We start from the raw sequence: 21,742 nt of genomic DNA, 5'->3' as shown, positions 1-21,742 counted from the left end.
AATTTGCAGCACAAATTACCGCTTGGCTTTGAAGAAGAACTGTAGCATTCTCAGGCTTTTATTGCCAGCTTGTATTCCTGCCGTTGTGAAACACCTTTTCTCCGCAGTCGTTTTACAATCCATACAGACATTTCTCACCTAAGCAGCTTATGTTTTGAGGCTCCACAGTTTACTTACCTTACACCTGATCTGGCTAAGCGTGCTGTTTGCGGCACCACTGCAGGCAGTGGCCCAGGAGCAGGACTCAGCAGGTATAAACATCGTTGTTCCTGCTGACAGTGTTCTACCCGGGCAGAAGAATCCTTTTACTGATGCACAGCGCCTGGAGGCAAGCGACAAGCGGTTTCTGAGAAGAGCTGTTCTTCCTTCGGCTGTGCTGATAGCGGCAGGAATTTACACGTATGGGGGGCGGGGCCTGTTAAGCAGCAATGATGTCTTTGATTACAGGAATCGTACTTTCCCTGACTTTGGCACCGATGCGGATGATTTTGCTATGTTTGCGCCATTGGTGGGGCTATATGGCTTTAATCTCATCTCGCCGCTGAACCGCCACAAACTGAGTCGCCAGACTATCCTGTTCCTTTCTGCCGTAGGAATTACATCAGGCATAGTGGGGCCAACCAAATTAATTGCCAATATCGAAAGACCAAGCGGGGAACCTTATGCCTTCCCCTCCGGCCATACCGCCTATGCCTTTACCATTGCCACCTTCATGGATAAGGAGTTCCGGCATACGAGCCCCTGGATAAGTGTGGTGAGTTATGGTATTGCGGGCGGAACGGGTGTGCTGCGCGTGCTCAACAACGAACACTGGATGTCGGATGTACTGGCGGGTGCCGGAGTCGGTATACTTTCTGTGAACATGGTCTACTGGGTACATGCCAAGTTAACCGAAGGCGGCGGGCTGAAAACATCCGTAGTGCCTGTGGTGTTACCAAACGGCAGCCCGGGAGTTGGCATGTACATGCAGTTCTGATAAACTGCATGTTTATATAGTCTTATGCATAAAGTTTACTTCTGATCTAAGAGAGGATAGGGCAGAAAGGGGAAATAATACGCCCTGTCATCAAGCTATTCTGCTGAATTCATGACGATGCAATCGCCAACTTCTGTTTTATGAGGTTCTAATGAAGCTGGTAAACGATAGCGACTCCACCGGCTCCCTGGTAGTAGAATGGCGTTATGCCCAGATTCTGTTTCTCTTTAAAGCTGTTCGCGATTTTACGCTGTAAAAACGGATACGCCAGGTGTGCTACCTCAGCAGAGAGAATGCCGATGCCCGCCCCGGCAAGTACATCAGAAAGCCAGTGCCGGTCGTTAAGGATGCGCAGCACACCAGTAGCAGTAGCGAAAGAGTAGCCCGCAATGCTATACCAGGCACTTTTGCTCCCATACTCATTATGGAAGAAAGTGGCATAGGCAAACGCTGTGCTGGTATGTGCCGACGGGAAAGCATCATCGTACTCGCTGCCAGGCCGCTTTATACTTATCAGGCTTTTCAGGTTGTTGGTAAGGCTACGGTTCAGGAAGTAGGTCATTCCGAGCAATATTGCTTGTTCTGTAAAGTGATGCTTCCCTTCTACTCCGGCCAGGTTGAGCCCCACAGCCATAATTACCGGGGCGAAACCGGTATGATTGTCGATGGTAGTACTGAAGTCGGGGTAGCTGCGTTGCACCGCATCCCGAAGCCCTTCGCTGCCCTCAAACAAACCCTCATCATCCATATGCGTCAGCCCCCACCCAATAAGTATACTGGGTGCAATGGATTTGCGCACCAGCGGGTGTAAACTTCGCCTTATATCATCAGCAAGTGAGCTGGAATCTGCCTTCTGGCCAGGGGCTGAAAGTTCTAATGTATCTGAGCTTGTTTCATTCTGTTGCTGTGCCCAGGCCTGAAAAGAGTGCAGGAGTACAAAAAGAAGGAGTAATGTTGACTTCATGGTTGCTGCTTTTAGTTTGCAGCACAACTTTACCTCTTAATTCTGAAGAGAAACTGTAGCATTCTCAAAGCCTTAACTGAACAAAGAAAACAGCGGCTGTAAGCCTTCAGCTTTTGCACCCAAACCGGGCAGGAGCTAAATGAAGGAAGCACATGCCGGGGGTTTTTCTTCTGATTCGCTTGATAGAATACAACTTTATAGCGTATGAAAAGTATACATTAGTATAGCACTATATTCCACAAGCTCCCAAATGGCATACCAACCAATAGAAAATTACGGGGTTATCGGAGACCTCAACACCGTGGCATTAGTGGGCCTGAACGGCTCCATTGACTTTATGTGTTTCCCGGACTTCGACTCCCCTACCATCTTTGCCTCTCTGCTGGACGAGCACAAAGGAGGCAGTTTCTCTATACAACCCACAGAAAATAATGTAAAACACCGGCAGCTTTACCTCCCCGACACCAATGTGCTGCTCACCAGGTTTCTATCAGACAGAGGAATTGGTGAAGTGACTGATTTTATGCCTGTGGAGGAGCTGTACCAGGGCAAAGAACTGATCAGGAGAGTAACCTGTGTGCATGGGGATTTGGATTTCAGAATGCACTGTGGCCCGCGCTTCAACTATGCCCGCTCCACGCATGTAACAGAGCAGCTAAACACTAACGAAATTATATTTCTAAGCGAAGGCCCGGACAGCACCTTAATCCGGCTGAAAAGCACAGTGCCGATGCACATAGAAAACGGAGATGCGATAGCAACCTTTTGCCTGAAGACAGGAGAAAAAGCGGATTTCGTTATCGAATTTATTGACCATACCACGCCGCCTGCTATAGATATGGAGGAGTTTGTTACACAAAGGCTGTACGATAACATCAACTACTGGAAAGACTGGGTAGCACAATCCAGTTACAAAGGCCGTTGGCTGGAAGTAGTGAACCGTTCTGCCCTGGTTTTAAAGCTCCTGACCTCACACAAATACGGCTCCATTGTGGCGGCCCCTACCTTCGGGTTGCCGGAGGAAATCGGCGGCGTTCGCAATTGGGACTACCGCTATACCTGGATCAGGGATGCCTCCTTCACCGTTTACGCGCTCCTCAGGCTCGGGCACACAAAAGAAGCCAAAGCCTTTGTGGATTGGGTGGACAGGCAGTGCGACGATGTGGGAAGTGCCGGCTACCTGCGGCTCATGTACTCCCTTGATGGCAAGAAGGACCTGCAGGAAATAGAGTTAAACCACCTGGAAGGCTACCTGGGCTCCAGGCCTGTCCGCATCGGGAACGGAGCGTACGACCAGATACAACTCGATATTTATGGAGAACTCCTGGACTCGATTTACCTTTATGACAAATATGTAGACCGTATTTCTTTTGATCTCTGGAATGACCTAAGGCAGCAGGTGGAGTGGGTCTGTGATAACTGGCACCGCGAAGATGAAGGCATCTGGGAAGTGCGTGGTGGCAAAAAGCATTTCCTGTACTCCCGTATGATGTGCTGGGTAGCCATTGACAGGGCCATGAAGATAGCTGCCAATCACTCCTATCCTCTCCCGCCCAGATGGCAGGAAGAGCGGGACAAGATATTCTTTTCCATCCACAATGACTTTTGGGATGAGCGGCTACAGTCTTTTGTGCAGTACAAAGGAGCTGACACCGTGGATGCTTCTGTCCTGCTGATGCCCATTATCAGGTTTATCGGGCCCAAGGATCCGCGCTGGCTCTCGACGCTAAAGCGCATAGAAGAAGAACTGGTGTCTGACGCGCTCGTGTTCCGCTACCGCATTGATGAGGCTTTTGATGGCTTAACCGGAGGGGAAGGGACGTTTTCTATGTGTACGTTCTGGTATGTGGAGTGCCTGGCAAAGTCTGGCCAGGTAGACAAGGCACGGCTGTACTTCGAGAAAATGCTGGGATATGCCAACCACCTGGGGCTGTATGCGGAGCAACTGGGCCTGAAGGGGGAGCATTTAGGGAACTTCCCACAGGCTTTTACCCACCTGGGCCTCATAAGTGCCGCACTCAGTATAAACGACATGCTGAACGAAGAGCCAAACAAACGCAACTTTTAAAATTACAGCACCTCCTTCATGCAAATCAGAAACCTCCCGCATCTGCCTTTTACTGTGGCGTAGCAAAAGAACATGCTGCCACTAATAAATAATGCACTAAAAGAAACATTATCTCCAGAGATGCATATATAACAGGTGGTATACCTTCTCCCGATGAAATTAACTTTACCGTTTATCTTTATAGCTAGTGTACTTTTGGCCTGCAACGACAGTAACCGCCATAACCCGGAGGGTGATGCTGAGGCTACTGTTGCCAGTGAGGCAGGAGAACCTGCGCCGCTTCCCAAGGATGTCATATATGCGTCCAGTCCCCTCATCAGCGGAAATCTCTATGCCCGGCCCAGTTTCGGAGGCACCATTATCGCACACTTCGATACTTCTCAACGCCTGCATATTATTGATACCACAGACAATGTTTTCGTGAAGGTCCGCATGCAGCAGGACACATCCACCCACACAGGGTATATCTCTAAAATAATACTACCCGAACAGAAGTAAACGCAAACATGCTTATTTGTGCCTCTATGGCAACAAAAAAGGCAGCCCCATTTACAGAGACTGCCGCCTAAAATCAAGGAACAGAAAAAGATTACTTCACCACTACCCGCCGCACTGTGCTATAGTTATCAGCTTCTATCTTTACATAATAAAGCCCTTTGGCAAAGCTGTTTAAGTCCACTGTTTTTTTAAACTGGACATCGTCGCTGGTCAACGTTTCGCGCAGGATTTCGTTACCGATAACGTTCATAATGCGGAGTTCTACCTTGCGGGTATCGAGATTATTGAGTTCTACAGTAAAAACACCAGTACTTGGGTTTGGATAAATGGCAACGTCCTCATTACCGGATGCTAAGTTAAGTGGGTTCTCTTTCTCTGCCTGCTGCGCCGCCTGCACCTGAGCAGGAGTCCGGGCTTGGGCCTGCACCATAAGTACGGACATGCAAGTGAAGAGAGAAAGTATAAGTTGCTTCATATAGGTTATATTTTAAATCTTTATTCAATATAATCAAAAGTTGTTCCACTTATTTAAAACGGCAGGCACAATAATTTGTTCTTGTATTATACACCAAATAAACATGCTGTTCACCAAATTTTGACTTTTATTTTAGGATTAAAACCATACATGTAAATAAAGCGCTTTGGAGGAGGACGTAATTATTATAGGTGGGGGCCTGGCTGGCTTGGTCAGTGCGCTGGGGCTGGCGAAGGCCGGGCTGCAGGTAACGCTGGTTGAGAAAAAGGCCTACCCCTTCCACAGGGTGTGCGGAGAGTATGTCTCTAACGAGGTGCTGCCTTACCTGCGCATGCTGGGCGTGCAGCTGAGTTCCCTCAAACCTGCCCGCATCAGCCGCTTCATGCTCTCCTCCCCCACTGGCAAAACATTAGAGGCGAAATTGGACCTGGGAGGGTTTGGCCTCAGCCGGTTTACGTTCGACAATTACCTTTACCAACTGGCACAAGAGCAGGGGGCAACGTTCAGGCTGCATCAAACGGTGCAGGAGGTTGCTTTTGCCGACGATGCCTTCACGGTCGCCCTTTCTGGCGGCGAAAGCCTGCGGGCAAAGGTGGTGCTGGGAGCATACGGCAAGCGCACTAACCTCGACCGCCAGATGAACCGCTCTTTCTTCCGGGCGCGCTCCCCCTATATCGGAGTAAAATACCACCTCCGCTACGACTTCCCCAAAGACCTGATTGCGCTCCACAACTTCAGGAATGGCTATGCCGGCATCTCGGCCATAGAAGACGACCGCTACTGCTTCTGCTACCTGACAACCCGCCAGAACCTGAAGCAGTATGGCAGTATTCCCGCCATGGAACAGGCCGTGCTTTACCGTAACCCCCACCTGCGCCGGATTTTTGAAGAAGCGGAATTCCTATATGAGCAACCGGAGGTTATAAATGAAATCTCCTTTGCCACCAAAACCTGTATCGAGAACCACATGCTCATGTGCGGCGACGCGGCAGGCATGATTACGCCGCTCTGCGGCAACGGCATGGCCATGGCCATACATTCCGGCAAAATAGCGACAGAGCAGGTGCTGCATTTTTTCAGCACCTGCCACGACAGAAAACAACTGGAGGAAGGCTACAGCCACTCCTGGAAAAAAAGGTTCGCCAATCGCCTGACGGTGGGGCGCACTGTACAGCAGCTTTTCGGAAGCCCAATGTTATCAGAAGTGGCAGTGGGCATGCTAAAGCATTTGCCTCCTGCCATCAGGCTTATTATGCGCCAGACGCACGGGCAACCTTTTTAACACTGCCTTTTCTTCTATTTACATCTTATCTGCAGGCGCTTGCGTAGTTAAGAGCGTTACTCGTAATGCGTATAGCATTGTTGGGATTCCGGCAGATGCTATAACTATCCCTCGAGTTTTCTGTTCAGTAGTAGCCAATCTCATGGCGCAGCTAACGATTAACAGTAAACGAACGAAAAATACATGAAGAGCTACATATGCGCCATAGGTACCGCTAACCCACCCAACAAAATACCGCAGATGCAAATTGCGGATTTCATGGCAACAGCGCTGCAGTTTGATGAGCAAGATACCCGAAAGTTGAAGGCCCTTTACCGCGTGTCGGGCATTGGGCAGCGCTACAGTGTGCTGGAAGATTACACCCGCCAGAACGGCGATTTCACCTTTTACCCTAACACCCCAACACTGGAGCCATTCCCGACGGTGCAGCAACGCATGGATGAGTATCGTAAATATGCCGTCGATTTATCTGAAAATGCTATCCGCAACTGCCTGGACCACACTTCAACAGCTTCTCTCTCGGATATCACGCATCTTATCACGGTCAGTTGCACCGGCATGTATGCGCCGGGCCTGGATATTGAACTTGTAGAGCGGCTGGAGCTGTCGTCGTGCGTGCAGCGCACTGCCGTTAACTTTATGGGGTGTTACGCTGCCTTCAACGCCATCAAACTAGCAGACGCCATTTGCAAATCCGACCCGCAAGCCAAAGTCATCCTGGTCTGCACGGAGATCTGCACCATCCATTTTCAGAAGCACGCGCAGCAGGACCATCTTGTATCGAACGCTTTGTTTGGGGATGGCGCCGCAGCCGTTTTAATGCAGGGCCAGCCGAACGGAGAGGTAAGCCTGGAGCTACAATCCTTCCACTGCGACATAGCCCCGGCGGGTAAAAGCGAGATGGCCTGGCACATCGGCGACACTGGTTTTGAGATGACGCTTTCCTCGTATGTGCCCGACCTCATCCAGAAAGGAATAAAGGAGCTGACGGACCGATTGCTGCAAGGCCTGAAAACAAAAGCATCAGAAATAAAGCTGTTTGCCATACACCCAGGTGGCAGGCGCATACTGGAGGTAATTGAGCAGGAGCTAGGCATGACGCGTAACGACAACCGCTTTGCTTACCAGGTGCTGCGCGATTTTGGAAATATGTCGTCGGCCACCGTGCTGTTTGTGCTGAAGGCGCTGATGGAAACCCTGACCACCGACGAGCAGGACGAGCCGGTGCTGAGTTTCGCCTTCGGGCCGGGCCTTACCCTGGAGTCTATGTTACTGAAAGTACACTATGCGGATGCTAAAGCGGCGATCTAACGAACTGGAGCTGATGGATGACCTGACGCTATCCAGTGAGGACCTGCGCAGGAACCTGGACGAACTGGAGGTGATCAACCATTGGCTGGGTGGCCACAAAGTAGTGCTGGATGCGCTTAGCAAGCTCGCGGCAAAGCATAAAAGCCAGCCCCTGCGTATTGCAGACATTGGCTGCGGCGGCGGCGACACCCTGAAAAACATAGCCCGCTGGGCCAGGCGCAAAAACATACCCGTAGAACTTATCGGGATAGATGCGAACGATTTTATGGTGCAGTACGCCCGCCAACGCTGCGCAGACTTTCAGGAGATTCGGGTGGAGCAGCACGATGTTTTCTCGGAAACATTTGCTCAGCAACCGTATGACGTTATTGTCTGCAGCCTCTTCTGCCATCACTTTACCGATGCACAACTGGTGCAGATGTTCCGGCAGCTCTACCAGCAGGCACAGCTAGGCGTTATCATCAATGACCTGCACCGGCACTGGCTGGCTTACTACTCTATTAAGTATATTACAACCGCCTTCTCAGGCTCATACCTCGTAAAGAACGATGCACCGCTTTCGGTGTGGCGGGCGTTCAAGCGCGACGAACTACAACAATTGGTAAAGCAGGCAGGTGTACGGACCTATAAATTGCGATGGATGTGGGCCTTTAGGTGGCAACTTCTTCTGCAAAAGAGCTAAAAGGCCCCTCCTGCAGGAGCACCCACACATACTGAAATTTAGAACTCATGGATAAGAAAACCCTGTACTTCTGGTTACTCTTCGTAGCCTCTATCATCATATCCGGAGTCATCATCTCTATTTTTGTAAAGGCAATGAAGGTAGTGCTGATGGTGATACTGGCCCTTGCCCTTGCTCCTGTTATCTTCTTCATCCTCAAAAGGCTCCTGATACCAGGCGATAAAGACAAAACGGATAAGTTGAAGAAAAGAGACTGAGATCTGACGAAAGACTTTTTGACAAAAGATAAAAAATTCTCCCCTTTCAAACACACTTCGGAAAATCTTTAAAAAAAGATATGCTGCGCCAGCCTAAAGGTGTTCGCGTGGGCCTCTATTATATGCGCTATCTGTTTGGAATAACCGCCGCCCATGCTTACCGTTACCGGCAGGTTATGGCGGTGGCACAGTTCCAGCACCGTGCGGTCGCGCTCCTTACAGCCTGCAATGCTCATCCCCAGTTTACCCAGTTTATCTGTCGCCAGCACATCTACTCCCGATTGAAAAAAGACGAACTCCGGCTGCTCCTCGTCCAGCAGGCGCGGCAAATGATGTTGTAGGAGTTGCAGATACGTTTTATCGTCCGTGCCTTCCTCCAGCGGAACATCCAGGTCTGACTGCTCTTTATGGAACGGATAGTTATGGCCACAATGCATGCTGAAGGTAAACACGCGCGGCTCATGCTGGAAAATCTGTGCAGTACCGTTTCCCTGGTGCACATCCAGGTCCACAACAAGAATCTTTTTAAAGCCTTTGTACTTGAGCAGGTAGTTGGCGGCAATGGCTATATCATTGAGCAGGCAAAAGCCCTCGCCCCGGTCAGTGAAGGCGTGGTGGGTGCCACCGGCTATATTCATCCCGATGCCAAACTCCAGCGCAAACAGGGTTGCCTGCAGCGTACCGTTCATTATCACCACCTCCCGCTGTATCAGCTCCTCCGACAGCGGAAAACCTGTTTTACGTATCTCTGATGGGCTAAGCTGCAGGTTACTGAGCCGCTGCCAGTAAGTGGCATCATGCGTATCGAGCACATACTGCTCCGGCAATGGCTCTGGTGCAAAAAGGTTGCTTTTGGTTATAGTCCCTTCATACAGCAATTGCTCCGGCAGCAGGTCATACTTGGCCATCGGGAAGCGATGGCCCTCCGGTAAACTGTGGGCGAAGATTTCTGTCCAGGCAATTTTTAACATAACACAAAGCTAACAATAATACCGCACCACATGTTTACCGCTTCTCGTATCCTTCCCGGAAAGCATGCTAAAGAAAGGTATCGCAAAACAGTCCAATAACTAAGGGCTTTAGCAGTGCAAAACCAGCGGTGGATAAGTGTGGATATTCCTCAGAAAGCAACCGGTTATCCCCCTTTTTGATGTGGATAATTGTGGATAACTTTGTTGATAGACCATAGTTGTCCACCATTTGATGTTAACTTTATGTAAAAACGGGGGGCTAATCTTTACAATTTCATATTATTGGCGCTAAAATTAAATATTTAGCGAAGCATAAGAACCTTTACGCGAAGAGCTGCATCAGAAATTTAGCATTATTAGAATTATCCTATCAACAACAAAGACAAACTACTGATGTACAACCACTTTCACAATATAGAACCTCCCCTGCATCTTGCTTTATATATAAATTATCTAATATATAGGCAGCGCGTCGGACTGCGGCATATCATTTTTTGTCATTGGGAGCATCTGTGCTGTAACAGTGCAACATTATGCTCCCAAACAACAGTATAAAAGACCTTAGGAGGTTAACTCCTAAGGCTGCATAACGCAGACAATGTTTACAAAAGTGCATTAACACAACACACTATGAGAAAGATACTTTTACTTCCACTGTTCTTATTCTTCAGCTTTACCGGCTTTGCTCAGGTAGAAGGACCTACCACCGTACAGCAAAACCACAACCTGCTTAGCGGGCTCGATGCGCCCAATGAAGGCATTGGTATTAAAGCGGGGGTAAACTTCTCCCGCGTGCATGGCAGCGACAAAGACAACCTCGGCAATGTGAGCGGCCATACCAATTTTCATGCAGGAGTGTTCGCTCAATTTGCCTTCGGTGAGTTCTTCTCCATACAGCCTGAGGTGCTCTACTCCCGCACAGGCTATGAGCGCAATGACTCCACTTTCCGCTTTAACTATTTCGATGTTCCGGTACTGGCCGTATTTAACATCTCCGACAACTTCAGCGTGCACCTGGGCCCACAGGTGGGCCTTATGATAGCGTCAAAGGAAGAGGGCAACGAAATAGACCTAGGGCCCTATAATACCTTCAGCTATGGTGCTGCAGCCGGGCTTGAGGGCCGTATCAACCGCTTTAGACTGGGCGCGCGCTACGTGCATGGCCTCGCAGACCTGCGCAAAGAGGACGATGCAGGCAATAGTATTAACCAGGACATCAAAAATGGCGTGATTCAGGTTTACATAGGCATCGGCTTCTAATCCTCCCGCCATAGAAACAAACAGTCTTCAGGAACCGGGTTTTAGCCCGGTTCCTGAAGACTGTTTGAGGTTAGCAGAAATCTATCTCATATCATTTTCTTCTTCTGCAGCGTATTTTGTAGATGGGCTATCTTTTATAGCTGCTGTTACACCATTCAAAACACTATGGCCAAGCTACACCTGCACTCGCTTTACCTGCTTTTATCGGGGGTTTTGCTTCTCACTTTTTCTGCCTGCGACACCACTATTAAAACAGATGAAGCCATTATCTCCGAGGCCGTGGAGAAGAAAAGCAACACAAGGCCGGCAAACACTTTTGTGGTTGACACCGCCAAAAGTGAGGTGACCTGGATAGGAGCGAAAATGACAGGGCGCCACAACGGTGTATTCCGGATACAGAATGGAGAGTTGCACATGCAGGAGGGCCTGCTAATTGGCGGCGACATTATAATGGACGTGGCTAACACCCGCTCCGAGGATAAAACCATAGATGAAGCAAGCAACAAAAAGCTCACGACACACCTGCGCTCCGCCGACTTCTTTGACGTGGAGAAACACCCAACGGCAGCGTTTGAAGTGACAAGCGTTTCCCGTATCGACAGCACCCGCGAAAAAAAAGAGACACCTGATTCCAAAATCACCTATAGCGAACTGCGCATCAAAGACCCCACACACCGGATCACCGGCAACCTGACCATTAAAGGAGAGACAAAGAGTGTCACCTTCCCGGCCCGGGTAACGCTGGACAGCTTACTCCGCGCAAAGGCCAATTTCAATATAGACCGCACCAAGTGGGGGTTGGTCTATCGGTCGGATGAATCATTAGGAGACAAAACTATTTATCCGGAAGTTAATATTGGGATAGACCTTGTTGCGAAGCCTGTAAAAAACTAAGCCTTACCGCCTTACACCCAGAAGCCCGACAAGCTCTATATCGGGCACTAACACAGCCGGAAGCCCTCAGTATGCTAAGCACCGGTTTTATGCGTTCCTACTCAAACACATGAAGTATAGTATGAGAAAATTCTGGTGCCTGCTACCGCTGCTAATCCTAGGCTTTACCGCCAATGCTCAGTCTGACACCCTTCAGGCTTTTAACCAGCAACAGGCAGATACACTAAAAGTAGGCATGTTGATTTTGGGCGGATGGGCAATCCTGAACATCCTGGTAGGGGGCTTTAAACTAACCAAGGCCACGCGCAGCAGAAAGTTCTATTTCCAGATGAACCTGTACTGGAACATCGTGAACCTGGTTATTGCCGGCGCAGCGCTCTATCACATTATTTCCGGCGACCCGACGACACAACCGCTGCTGGAAAGCCTGAAGCAGCATATCTGGTACAAAAAGATTCTGTACCTGAACGTGGGCCTTGATGTAGCCTTTCTAGCAATGGGTGCTTACCTGCAGGAGCGGTCCCGCAACTCTCCTAAAACAGAGCAAATGCAGGGTTGGGGGCAGGCCGTAGTGCTGCAGGGGCTCTTCCTGTTCCTGCTCGACCTGGTACTGGTCGTGCTGCTGGAGTTTTCCGCAGACAGGCTGTTCAGCCTCATCCCACAAACGTAGGCTATAAGCACAGACATAAAAAAGCCGCAGCCGGAAAATCCGGCTGCGGCTTTTTACTTTTCAGGTAATCATTATGAGCGGTCGTGCTTGCCTTCGGCAAACTCTTCAATCATCTTTTTGTTGAAAGCCGGAATATCATCCGGGTTACGGCTGGTCACCAACCCCTGGTCTACCACTACCTCCTGGTCCACCCACTCTGCTCCTGCGTTTTTAAGGTCAGTCTGCAGGGTATGGTAGCTGGTCATTTTCTTGCCTTTTACTTTGCCTGTTTCAATCAGCGTCCAGGGGCCGTGGCAGATGGATGCTACCGGCTTACCCGATTCCATAAACTTGTTCACAAAGCTTACGGCCTCTTTGTTGGCACGCAGGTTGTCCGGGTTCATTACGCCACCTGGCAGCAGCAGGCCGTTATAGTCTTCGGCCTTCACATCACTCAGTTTTTTATCAACGGTGAATTTGTCGCCCCACTCGGTGTGGTTCCAGGCCTTAATCTCGCTGTTCTTGTTTGGGGAAATGATGTGTGCTTCGGCACCTTCGTCTTTCAGCGCCTGCAGTGGCTTTGTAAGTTCCACTTGCTCAAATCCTTCCTCTACTAATATTGCTATCTTTTTTCCTTCTAATTTATTCGCCATTATTAAATTCGTTTTCGTGTTTTACAAATAGTTCGCGTTAAAGCATGTGTATAAAATGTAAACATGCTCTTATTAATAACGACGGAGCGAACAAATTGTTAAAGCAAGCAGGTACAACACACGGTCAGATTTAACGTTATATTGCCATGACGAAAACACTTTATAAGAGCTTTGCCGCTGCCTTTGTCTTTATGCTGTTTTCTGCAGCATCTGCCGCTGCCCAGGACGTGAAGGTGATAAAGTTCGATGAACTGCAACAGCTGCGCCAGTCGCCGGGCGACACCCTGTATGTGGTGAACTTCTGGGCCACCTGGTGCAAGCCCTGTATCAAAGAACTTCCTTATTTCGAAGCAGCCAGTACGGCCTACAAAGATCAACCGGTGAAAGTAGTTTTAGTGAGTATGGATGCAGCCGAAGACCTGGAGAAACGCGTAAAACCATTCGTGCAAAAGCGTAACTTAAAGTCAAATTTGTTGCTGCTCGATGAGGCAGACGGAAACACCTGGATAGATAAACTGGAGCCGAAATGGTCTGGTGCCATACCCGCCACCTTCCTTTTTAATAACAAGCGCGGTCAGTATGAATTTGTGGAGCGCGAAATGACACAGGAAGAGCTTCAGGGATTGATTGAAAAGTATAAACCATAATTCATACTCCTATGAAAAATTTAAAACTGCCTTTCGTGTACATGGTATGCCTGCTGTTTGTAGGCCTGCTGCTATCCGCTGTGCCAGCCGCTGACAACGGCTACCAGGTTGGTGATACCGCCCGTGACTTCAAGCTGAAGAATGTGGATGGCAAGATGCAGTCTATGGCTGATTATAAAGACGCCAAAGGCTTTATTGTCACTTTTACATGCAACACCTGCCCTTACGCCATCGCTTACGAAGATCGCCTGATTGAGCTGCACAAGAAGTACGCACCAAAAGGATATCCGGTAGTAGCCATCAACCCGAATGATGCAAAAGTGTCTCCGGATGATTCTTACGAGCAGATGCAGCAGCGCGCCAAAGAAAAGAACTTCCCGTTCGCTTACCTGCACGACGAAACACAGGCAATCACGAAAGCCTATGGGGCCACCCGCACACCGCACCTGTACATTGTGCAGAAGCAGGCGGATGGCAGCATGAAAGTAGCCTACATCGGCACGATAGACGACAACTCCAGGGACGCCAGTAAAGTACAGAAAAAGTATGCAGAAGCCGCTTTAGACGAACTAGTGGAAAACAAGCAGGTAAGCCAGCCAAATACCAAGGCCATTGGCTGTACCATTAAGTGGCGCGCAGCTTAAGCGGATATTCGGACAAAGAACCTCTGGACCAAAGACATTTGGAAAGGACAAAAGAGAAGGGACTCCTAGAAGTCCTTCATCTTTTGTCCTTTTTTGTTCTTCTTGTGACGAAAGTTCTTCTGTCTAATAGTTCTTTGTGCAAATAATCACTCTTCCCGCCTGGTATCTGCAGGCAGTGGGGCGTCTGTGGGCTCAATGGTACTGGCCGCACGCAGAGCGGGGCTCATGTGCCGGCGGTGCTTCATGCCCTCCAGGCGGGCCTCCACCTCATACTTGTTGTTATAGTACCCTACCCGCATCGACTCGAGCAGATACAGCCATAGAAACCGCAGGTAGCCGTGCTCCCTGAACTGCCGGATATGACATAGTTCGTGCGCAACCCAACCTTCATCTTTCAGGAAGACTTCGCGGGATACACCGCTCAGATGTATGCTTTTCCCGAGCACCATGGCCACATTTTTACTTTTGAGCACTATGCGTGCAATTCTGGCGAAAGGAGAACGTTCTACAACTTTAAAATCCATTATTCAAAAGCATAAGATTGTACACCTGCTTATACGCAGGCAAGACTTAAATAGTATTTTGCAGGCAAACGCACAGCAACAATTAGCAGAAGCACCACATTTACAGGCAAATAACTAAGGCTTTTGTTTTGGTGCTTTGGATAGTTGTATTTACATTTGCCAGCTATAAAAGGTGCAATAGCATCTGATACAGTGCAGGTTGGCTCAAATTAAACTGTTTTACCCAGCCAGCCTGTTCGCAAAAAGGTGAAACTGTTTAGCCGCTCCGGTGGCTGCAAACGAGCCAAACCCTATGACAAAACCTATTATCCTGAGCGTTCTGGCCGCTTTTTCGCTGGCACTCTCTTACTTCTACGAAATCACCCCGGCCAGCCCGGCCACAACAGAAGCAGCCTCCGTCGCACCTCTTATAACTCCCTACGCAATAAATTCAGGAGAGGACATGGTGCGGGCACTTGAGGTAAATGTGCTGGAAGAGCTGAAGGAAAAAGAAGTCGTTACAGAAGAGTACTACATTAAAAAGCTGGGACTCCGCTTCAAAGACCCTAATTATAAGCAGTTGGTAGAGACAGCCTCCAAGTGGATAGGCACCCCTTACCGCTACGGCAGCAGCTCCCGGAAAGGAACCGATTGCTCTGGCTTTGTATCCAGTATTTACCGCGAGGTATACGGTATCGACCTCAGCCGCAGTTCCCGCTCCATGTTTCAGGACGTGAAGCGTGTCAAGAAAGACAACCTACGTACCGGCGACCTTGTCTTTTTCCGCCGAAGCGCGAAAGGCCCTATCTTTCATGTAGGCATCTACCTTAAAAACAACAAGTTTATACACTCTGCCAGCAGTGGTGGTGTTATGGTCAGTTCTCTCAAGGAGTCATACTACCGTAATTATTTCTATGCAGCTGGTCGTGTGAATTAAATGCTGCGCCAGGCGCACAAATACTTCATGGCCCTGCAGCAAAAAACTGCAGGGCCTTTTTGTTTCATAACTAAACAAATTTAGAGAGAGCAAGTATAGAAAGGTTACCGTTTGTTTAAGCAAATTGCACTCAAATATAGGTGTATACCCGGTGCAGGCGGCCCCGGCCACAGCTAAACAGATATCACAAACACAAAAAGTATAAGCACATACACAATTATGGAGAATCAGAGACCGGAAGGCAAAAAAATAGCACAAAGCCCCTTCTTCAAAAAAATGCTTAAAAAAGCAGAGGCCTACATGGAGCATCCATCTAAAGTAGCGCAACTCGTAACAGATGCCTTGAAGAAAGCATCTGCCAACAAAGGAGTCAGCGCTCTGGCCGGAGAGGTATGGGAGAATCTACAACTGCTAACACGCATGATAAAAGCGGCCATGGCAGGTGAATACAAAGGCATTCCGTCCTCTACAGTGGTTGCCGGCATTGCCGTTCTTATTTATTTCATTTCACCAATCGACCTCATTCCGGATATGATACCGGTAATTGGTTTATTAGACGATGCCACGCTGTTAGCTTGGTTCATCGCCAGTATTAAAACAGAGTTGGACAAGTATAAAGAATGGGAAGCAAGCAGAGCTGTTAAAGTAGAACCGATAGCCCCGCAACATACTGATGAGGCGCACAATGCGGATACCTCCTGGGGAACGCCTAAATACAGCGACAGAACGGGAGGCGATGTAGAGACACAAACAACCCGAACAGACATTTAACTAAACCAGACACAACTATGGAAACAAACGACAAGGATAAAAACCAGGAGCAAAACAAGCCCGACAGCAATCATTCGTCGCAGGGGCACAAGACAGATGCAAAGGGCACTGTTACCAATACACGGGAATCAACTTTGCGCTCTGCCACAACAGATAGCACCCGTGCACCTAAAAAAAGTACCGACGAAGGCCCTACGGGTGGCAACGTGAGATAAGCGTTATATAATTATTCAATTGCGGCGGCGGCAGGTTTTAATTGAACCTGCCGCCGCTTTTTTGTACTTCTTAATTGCACCTGCAGGTTCATCAAACAGGCTGTGATACACTTACAGAATATAAGGCGTATTAAAATATAGCACAATACAAATACATTAATTTAATTAAAAACATACAAATCATTTACTCTTAGACTTTTTTTAAGGAAATTATTCTATATATTTGGTCGTAAGATTTTGTACTTTAACTCTTAGCCAAGTGTCATCATCATTCCTTCGTCTTAGTTCAGTAAATTTGCACATTGATGGAATCGGGAAAGTCCTGTTTGAACGGAGCGACAAAGCAAAACGCCTGAGCATTAGTGTGCGTCCCCTAAAGGGAGTACGGGTTGCCGTGCCACCACACATCAGTTTTGAGAAAGCCGAGCAGCTTATCTACACCAAAGCCGACTGGATTAAAGAGCACCAGTCCCGCATGCAACAGCAGGAGGAAAAGGTAACGGTGTATACCCATGAGTCTGATTTTAAAACAAGATTTCACACCCTGCGCCTGCTTACCCATGCCCGCTACGACATGCGCTGTGTAGTGGAGCAAGGCTACATCAACGTGTTTTACCCGGCCTTCAAGGATGTACGCGACCCGGATGTGCAGAAATTTATCCGGAAATCTATTGAGGAGGCTTACCGCAAAGAAGCAAAACAATACCTGCCACAGCGGGTGGCTTATTTTGCTGAAAAGTTCGGGTTTCAGTACCAGAGTGTATTCATTAAGAACGCAAAATCAAGGTGGGGCAGTTGCTCGCACAACAACAACATTAACCTGAACCTGCACCTGATGCGCCTGCCCGATGCCCTCTGCGATTACGTAATTCTGCACGAGTTGGCGCACACTATAGAGAAAAACCACGGGCCAAATTTCTGGGCGCTGCTGGACCGCGTTTGTGGTGACTCTAAAAAATTAGACAATAAGTTGAAAGCTTTCCGTATCTCCATCTTTTAACCGACACCCTATCGATTAAACTCTACTAAACCACTATCAGGTAGAAAGACTTTAAGCCTGAGCACCACATTACCCATCCATAAGGCACCACAGGTAAAAAGGACAATGGCTGCCTATGTCCTGCATCTGTGTATGCACCAAATATTACATTTCACCTCTTCTCTTACATCCTTTCTCGCGAAAGAATGAAGCGGCTTCGTCATACTCATTTTAAAACCAAATCCAGAGGCTTCGGCCACAGCATAAAATCATACATGCTCCTTCTCTTTTGGAGCAACAAAAAAGCGAGGAACGTATGCTCCTCGCTTTTTCTTTTCTAAAATTCTATTCTAAAAGGAATTATCTCATCATTGCCACTAAGAAAGATACACTTTAAAATGAATAAAGCTTCTCTGTTCTAGCTGGCCTGCCGCATGGTGTGCGCAGACACATAGTTAATAAAATCACCTACTGTGTTGATAGGCACCTCATCTGGAATTGTAATATGAAAATTCTTCTCCACCTGCAGAATGATGTCTACCAGGTCCACTGTGTCGAAGCCAAAATCCTGAGACAAGCGTTTATCAGCCTGCAAGCGGTCAGGTTGTATTTTCTTGGTTCTGCTAATGATACGGATAACCTCCTTCTCAATAGCGTTACTTGTTATTTCCATAAGTTATTAAACTGTATATTCTCTAACTCTTCCATTCACTGGCACTCCGTCTTCTGCCTGTTTTAAAGCACCGGCAGCTGCTCTTTTATTTTTACCTACTATTTTATCTTTCAGTCGCTCGTTGAGCAGGTACATCACCGGCACCACCAGCAAGGTGACCAGCGTCGCGAATCCAAGGCCAAAGATGATGGTCCAGGCCAGTGGCCCCCAGAAAGCAACACTGTCGCCACCCAGGAAAAAACCCGCTTCAAACGCTGTGAACAGGGTATAGAAGTTGAGATTCAGGCCAATCGCCAGCGGAATAAGGCCCAGTATGGTGGCCGTAGCCGTGAGCAACACCGGGTTCAGACGCGTTTTGCCCGCTTCTACTATTGCCTCTTTCAACTCCTTGCCCTCGCCCAGCAGGATATCTGTGAACTCCACAATAAGAATGCCGTTTTTCACCACAATACCTGCCAGTGCCACAATACCCACACCCGTCATCACAACAGACATATCCATCCCAAAAATTGTGAAGCCTAACAGCACACCGATAATACTGAAAAGCACCTCCGACAGGATGATAAACGGTTTCGACACCGAGTTAAACTGCGTCACCAGAATCAGGAAGATGATACAGAAGGCGGCTACCAGCGCAAGCATCAGGAACTCCATGGTCTCCTGCTGTTGCTCCTGCTCTCCCCCCATACCGATTTCATAACCCTCCGGTGCTTCAAAATCCTGCAGCGACTCTTCTATCTGCTGCACTACCTCGTTGGCATTGTACCCAGCCAGCACGTTAGATTCCAGCGTAACCACGCGCTTCAGGTCCTTGCGCTTCACGCCTCCGTACGTGGTCGTATAATCTATCGTAGCCACCGACGATAATGGAATCTGACGAACTAAACCTGAATTCATGTCGCGGTACGTGATACGCATGTCCATCAGCGCATCGATGTTGTCACGGTATGGCTCTGCGTAACGAACCTGAATCGGATACTCCTCCTCATCCAGCTTAAACTTTGATGCCTCAGTTCCGAAAATGGCTGTACGCACCTCCTGCCCAATCTGCGCTGTAGAAATGCCCTCCCGGTTTGCCCGTTCACGGTTGATGTTAATCACAATCTCCGGCTTGCTGTCTTCCAGGTCGGAGCGCAACTCCTCTATACCTTCAATATTCTGCTGGTCGATGTACTGCTCCACCTGCTTCGACAGTGCAATCAGGCCCTGAAAATCCTCTCCGGCTATTTCCACCGAAACAGGCTTACCCACCGGCGGGCCGCTTTGCTCCTTGTCCACGGTGATGTCTGCTCCGGGTATACCCTTTACAGATTCCCGTATTCCGGTCAGGTATTCGCTGGTCGATTGCTCACCCTCACGGTCTTTATACTCCACAAAGGCAACGGTAACCTTTCCCTTATGAGACTGCGGCGTAGTAGAGCGATCATTCACGTCTCCGGCACCGATGGCTACATTGGAGATAACGGATTCTACATTCGGATTATTCTCTCCAATCACGTTGTAAATGCGCCGCTCCACCACTTTTGTCACGGAGTCCGTCACGGCCTGATCCGTACCGATTGGCATGTTGATGTAGGTATAAACAAAGTTAGGCTGGCCCTGCGGGAAAAACTCCACCTTAGACGGAAACAGATAAGCTATTCCAAAGGAAAACAGCAGCAAAGCTATTGTACCGGCAAAGACACCAATCGGGCGCCAGCCCACCAGCATCCAGCGCAGCAGCCTTTCGTAGCCGGACATAAAGCGCGGCAGCACACGGTTCTGGAACTTATCAATCATACCTGTGAGCACATACTTGTTCAGAAGCACGAGGAATACGACAAGAAGGGCCAAATTAGCTACACCGTACCAACCTGTCAGGTAACCTATTACCACGATGGCAAAGCCTATTCCTATCAGAATCCAGAAGGTTCTGCTGGAGCGTGGTGATGCCGGGTGCTCGCTGTGCTTGCTCATGAAAGAAGCCGCAAACACCGGGTTGATGATAAAGGCCACCAAAAGCGACGACACCAGCGTTACGATGAGGGTAATCGGCAGGAACTGCATGAATTTACCTACCACGCCCGGCCAGAAAAGCAGCGGAAAGAACGGGGCAATGGTGGTAAGGGTACCCGCCAGCACCGGCACAAACACTTCTCCTGCAGCTACCTTCGCCGCTTTTACGACGCTTAAGTTAGTGGTGTGGTAAATACGGTGCGTGTTCTCAATAACCACAATCGCATCGTCCACTACTATACCAAGGGCCAATAAGAAGGCAAACAGCACAATCATGTTCAGCGAGATACCGAAGAAGTAGAAGATGAGGAATGCCACGAACATAGAGATTGGCACCGACAGACCGACAAAGAGTGCGTTGGTAGTACCCATAAAGAACATCAGCACCAGCGTTACCAGCACAAACCCAATGATAATGGTATTTATCAGGTCATTCAGCGTGTGGCGCGTCATTTTTGACTGATCACCGGTGATGGTGATGACCAGGTCGGCTGGCAGGGAAGCCCCCTGCATCTCATCAATCGTTTCGCGGATCTTGTCTGAGGCCTCAATCAGGTTCTCGCCGCTGCGCTTGATCACGTTCAGGGTGATAACCGGCTGATTGCCCAGGCGCGCATAACTTACCTGCTCCTCAAAACCTTCTCTCACCTCTGCAATATCCCTGAGTTTGATGTTGGCTCCGGCCACAGACCTGAGCACAATTTCGCCTATCTTGTTCGGATCTGTATACTGCCCTACTACGCGCACCGATCGCTTGGCTTCGCCAACCGTTACGTTACCGCCTGAGATGGTCATGTTCTCCCTTGCGATGGCGTTAGAGATATCTGTAAACGTTACCTGCGCAGCCTGCATTTTATACAGGTCCACGTTTACCTGCACCTCCTTATCCAGCGCACCTACCATGTCTACACGCGTAATCTCAGGATAGCCCTCAATACGGTCTTGCAGGTCCTCAGCATACTGCTTCAACTGGTCCAGACTATAGTTACCTGCCACGTTCACATACATAATCGGAATTTCGGAGAAGTTCACCTCCTGCACATTTGGCTCCTGGTCCAGGTCGGTCGGCAGGTCGGTACGGGCTTTGTCCACGGCATCTTTCACCTGCTGCTTTGCCTCTGGCACTTCCACATCCGTCTCAAACTCCACCGTAATAATAGAAAAGTCCTGCAGGGAATTGGATGTCACTTCCTTTACCCCGTTGATAGCTTTAATCTCTTTTTCAATGGGGCGTGTTACCAGGTTCTCCATATCGGATGGGGAGGTACCCGGGTATACTGTCGCCACCATCACAGTTGGTATCACAACATCAGGGAAATTCTCTTTCTGCAGGTTGATATAAGAGAATATACCTACCAGCGTAATGATGATGGTAACAATATAGACACTTGTTCTATTATCGATGGACCAACTGGTTGGCTTGAACTGTTTCATAGTT

Annotated in this window: 23 protein-coding genes; 16 read left to right on the top strand and 7 right to left on the bottom strand. The window is 48.8% G+C overall.

Annotation, left to right across the window (positions count from 1 at the left end):
- The first annotated feature begins 154 nt into the window (after positions 1–154).
- On the top strand, positions 155–976 hold the full coding sequence (locus DXT99_RS08450; RefSeq protein ID WP_115565110.1) for a phosphatase PAP2 family protein: 822 nt from the start codon (positions 155–157) through the stop codon (positions 974–976).
- 148 nt (positions 977–1,124) lie between these two features.
- On the opposite strand, the gene DXT99_RS08445 is transcribed toward DXT99_RS08450, so the two are convergent.
- Entirely contained in the window at positions 1,125–1,940 is an 816-nt protein-coding gene (locus DXT99_RS08445) for a phosphatase PAP2 family protein (protein WP_115565109.1), read from the bottom strand.
- Between the two features lie 250 nt (positions 1,941–2,190).
- Between DXT99_RS08445 and DXT99_RS08440 the strand changes: the two genes are divergently transcribed.
- Both DXT99_RS08440 and DXT99_RS08435 read left to right on the top strand, forming a co-directional pair.
- A complete protein-coding gene (locus tag DXT99_RS08440; RefSeq protein WP_115565108.1) occupies positions 2,191–4,008 on the top strand; it encodes a glycoside hydrolase family 15 protein in 1,818 nt (605 codons plus the stop codon).
- Positions 4,009–4,161: 153 nt separating this feature from the next.
- Complete coding sequence (locus DXT99_RS08435; protein WP_246000586.1) at positions 4,162–4,506, top strand: SH3 domain-containing protein; 345 nt, start codon at positions 4,162–4,164, stop codon at positions 4,504–4,506.
- 91 nt (positions 4,507–4,597) lie between these two features.
- Here DXT99_RS08435 and DXT99_RS08430 read toward each other — a convergent pair whose 3' ends face one another.
- Positions 4,598–4,981: a T9SS type A sorting domain-containing protein gene (locus DXT99_RS08430; RefSeq protein WP_246000585.1), complete on the bottom strand. Its 384-nt coding sequence runs from the start codon at positions 4,979–4,981 to the stop codon at positions 4,598–4,600.
- Between the two features lie 166 nt (positions 4,982–5,147).
- On the opposite strand from DXT99_RS08430, the gene DXT99_RS08425 reads away from it, so the two are divergent.
- The 4 genes from DXT99_RS08425 to DXT99_RS08410 all read left to right on the top strand — a co-directional run bounded on the left by DXT99_RS08425 (position 5,148) and on the right by DXT99_RS08410 (position 8,513).
- A complete protein-coding gene (locus DXT99_RS08425) occupies positions 5,148–6,263 on the top strand; it encodes an NAD(P)/FAD-dependent oxidoreductase (protein WP_115565106.1) in 1,116 nt (371 codons plus the stop codon).
- A gap of 183 nt (positions 6,264–6,446) precedes the next feature.
- Positions 6,447–7,574 carry a type III polyketide synthase gene (locus DXT99_RS08420; protein WP_115565105.1) on the top strand — a complete coding sequence of 376 codons (1,128 nt, stop codon included), beginning with the start codon at positions 6,447–6,449 and terminating at the stop codon, positions 7,572–7,574.
- Complete coding sequence (locus DXT99_RS08415; protein ID WP_115565104.1) at positions 7,555–8,256, top strand: methyltransferase domain-containing protein; 702 nt, start codon at positions 7,555–7,557, stop codon at positions 8,254–8,256. The genes DXT99_RS08420 and DXT99_RS08415 overlap by 20 nt, the downstream gene beginning before the upstream one ends.
- A gap of 47 nt (positions 8,257–8,303) precedes the next feature.
- On the top strand, positions 8,304–8,513 hold the full coding sequence (locus tag DXT99_RS08410) for a hypothetical protein (RefSeq protein WP_115565103.1): 210 nt from the start codon (positions 8,304–8,306) through the stop codon (positions 8,511–8,513).
- A gap of 68 nt (positions 8,514–8,581) precedes the next feature.
- Here the strand turns inward: DXT99_RS08410 and DXT99_RS08405 are convergent, their stop codons facing one another.
- Complete coding sequence (locus DXT99_RS08405) at positions 8,582–9,484, bottom strand: histone deacetylase family protein (protein WP_115565102.1); 903 nt, start codon at positions 9,482–9,484, stop codon at positions 8,582–8,584.
- A 630-nt stretch (positions 9,485–10,114) separates the two neighbouring features.
- Between DXT99_RS08405 and DXT99_RS08400 the strand changes: the two genes are divergently transcribed.
- The 3 genes from DXT99_RS08400 (at position 10,115) to DXT99_RS08390 (ending at position 12,308) form a co-directional block, all read left to right on the top strand.
- The gene (locus DXT99_RS08400) at positions 10,115–10,744 is read left to right on the top strand and encodes a porin family protein (RefSeq protein ID WP_115565101.1); all 630 of its coding nucleotides are present in this window, start codon (positions 10,115–10,117) and stop codon (positions 10,742–10,744) included.
- 165 nt (positions 10,745–10,909) lie between these two features.
- Positions 10,910–11,638 (top strand): YceI family protein, encoded by a 729-nt coding sequence (locus DXT99_RS08395; protein ID WP_115565100.1) that lies wholly within the window; start codon positions 10,910–10,912, stop codon positions 11,636–11,638.
- A gap of 121 nt (positions 11,639–11,759) precedes the next feature.
- Positions 11,760–12,308 carry a DUF6992 family protein gene (locus DXT99_RS08390; RefSeq protein WP_115565099.1) on the top strand — a complete coding sequence of 183 codons (549 nt, stop codon included), beginning with the start codon at positions 11,760–11,762 and terminating at the stop codon, positions 12,306–12,308.
- Between the two features lie 71 nt (positions 12,309–12,379).
- Here the strand turns inward: DXT99_RS08390 and DXT99_RS08385 are convergent, their stop codons facing one another.
- Positions 12,380–12,940 (bottom strand): type 1 glutamine amidotransferase domain-containing protein, encoded by a 561-nt coding sequence (locus tag DXT99_RS08385; protein ID WP_115565098.1) that lies wholly within the window; start codon positions 12,938–12,940, stop codon positions 12,380–12,382.
- 146 nt (positions 12,941–13,086) lie between these two features.
- Between DXT99_RS08385 and DXT99_RS08380 the strand changes: the two genes are divergently transcribed.
- Together DXT99_RS08380 and DXT99_RS08375 are read left to right on the top strand one after the other, a co-directional pair.
- Positions 13,087–13,587 (top strand): TlpA disulfide reductase family protein, encoded by a 501-nt coding sequence (locus tag DXT99_RS08380; RefSeq protein ID WP_246000584.1) that lies wholly within the window; start codon positions 13,087–13,089, stop codon positions 13,585–13,587.
- 11 nt (positions 13,588–13,598) lie between these two features.
- Entirely contained in the window at positions 13,599–14,231 is a 633-nt protein-coding gene (locus tag DXT99_RS08375) for a thioredoxin family protein (protein WP_115565097.1), read from the top strand.
- 146 nt (positions 14,232–14,377) lie between these two features.
- On the opposite strand, the gene DXT99_RS08370 is transcribed toward DXT99_RS08375, so the two are convergent.
- The gene (locus DXT99_RS08370; protein ID WP_115565096.1) at positions 14,378–14,755 is read right to left on the bottom strand and encodes a hypothetical protein; all 378 of its coding nucleotides are present in this window, start codon (positions 14,753–14,755) and stop codon (positions 14,378–14,380) included.
- 292 nt (positions 14,756–15,047) lie between these two features.
- On the opposite strand from DXT99_RS08370, the gene DXT99_RS08365 reads away from it, so the two are divergent.
- From DXT99_RS08365 to DXT99_RS08350, 4 genes are all read left to right on the top strand, one after another.
- Positions 15,048–15,671, top strand: coding sequence for a C40 family peptidase (locus tag DXT99_RS08365; RefSeq protein ID WP_115565095.1), 624 nt, complete (start codon positions 15,048–15,050; stop codon positions 15,669–15,671).
- A gap of 219 nt (positions 15,672–15,890) precedes the next feature.
- Positions 15,891–16,442, top strand: coding sequence for a YkvA family protein (locus DXT99_RS28085; protein WP_115565094.1), 552 nt, complete (start codon positions 15,891–15,893; stop codon positions 16,440–16,442).
- A 17-nt stretch (positions 16,443–16,459) separates the two neighbouring features.
- Positions 16,460–16,657: a hypothetical protein gene (locus DXT99_RS08355; protein ID WP_115565093.1), complete on the top strand. Its 198-nt coding sequence runs from the start codon at positions 16,460–16,462 to the stop codon at positions 16,655–16,657.
- 295 nt (positions 16,658–16,952) lie between these two features.
- The gene (locus tag DXT99_RS08350) at positions 16,953–17,657 is read left to right on the top strand and encodes a M48 family metallopeptidase (protein ID WP_246000583.1); all 705 of its coding nucleotides are present in this window, start codon (positions 16,953–16,955) and stop codon (positions 17,655–17,657) included.
- Positions 17,658–18,054: 397 nt separating this feature from the next.
- Here DXT99_RS08350 and DXT99_RS08345 read toward each other — a convergent pair whose 3' ends face one another.
- Both DXT99_RS08345 and DXT99_RS08340 read right to left on the bottom strand, forming a co-directional pair.
- On the bottom strand, positions 18,055–18,309 hold the full coding sequence (locus tag DXT99_RS08345; protein ID WP_115565091.1) for an acyl carrier protein: 255 nt from the start codon (positions 18,307–18,309) through the stop codon (positions 18,055–18,057).
- Positions 18,310–18,315: 6 nt separating this feature from the next.
- Positions 18,316–21,738 carry an efflux RND transporter permease subunit gene (locus DXT99_RS08340; RefSeq protein ID WP_115565090.1) on the bottom strand — a complete coding sequence of 1,141 codons (3,423 nt, stop codon included), beginning with the start codon at positions 21,736–21,738 and terminating at the stop codon, positions 18,316–18,318.
- Between the last annotated feature and the right edge of the window lie 4 nt (positions 21,739–21,742).

The organism is Pontibacter diazotrophicus (assembly GCF_003367245.1).
GTDB lineage: Bacteria > Bacteroidota > Bacteroidia > Cytophagales > Hymenobacteraceae > Pontibacter > Pontibacter diazotrophicus.
The sequence above is the reverse complement of the archived record's forward strand: the minus strand, read 5'-3'. Positions and strand labels throughout refer to the sequence as shown.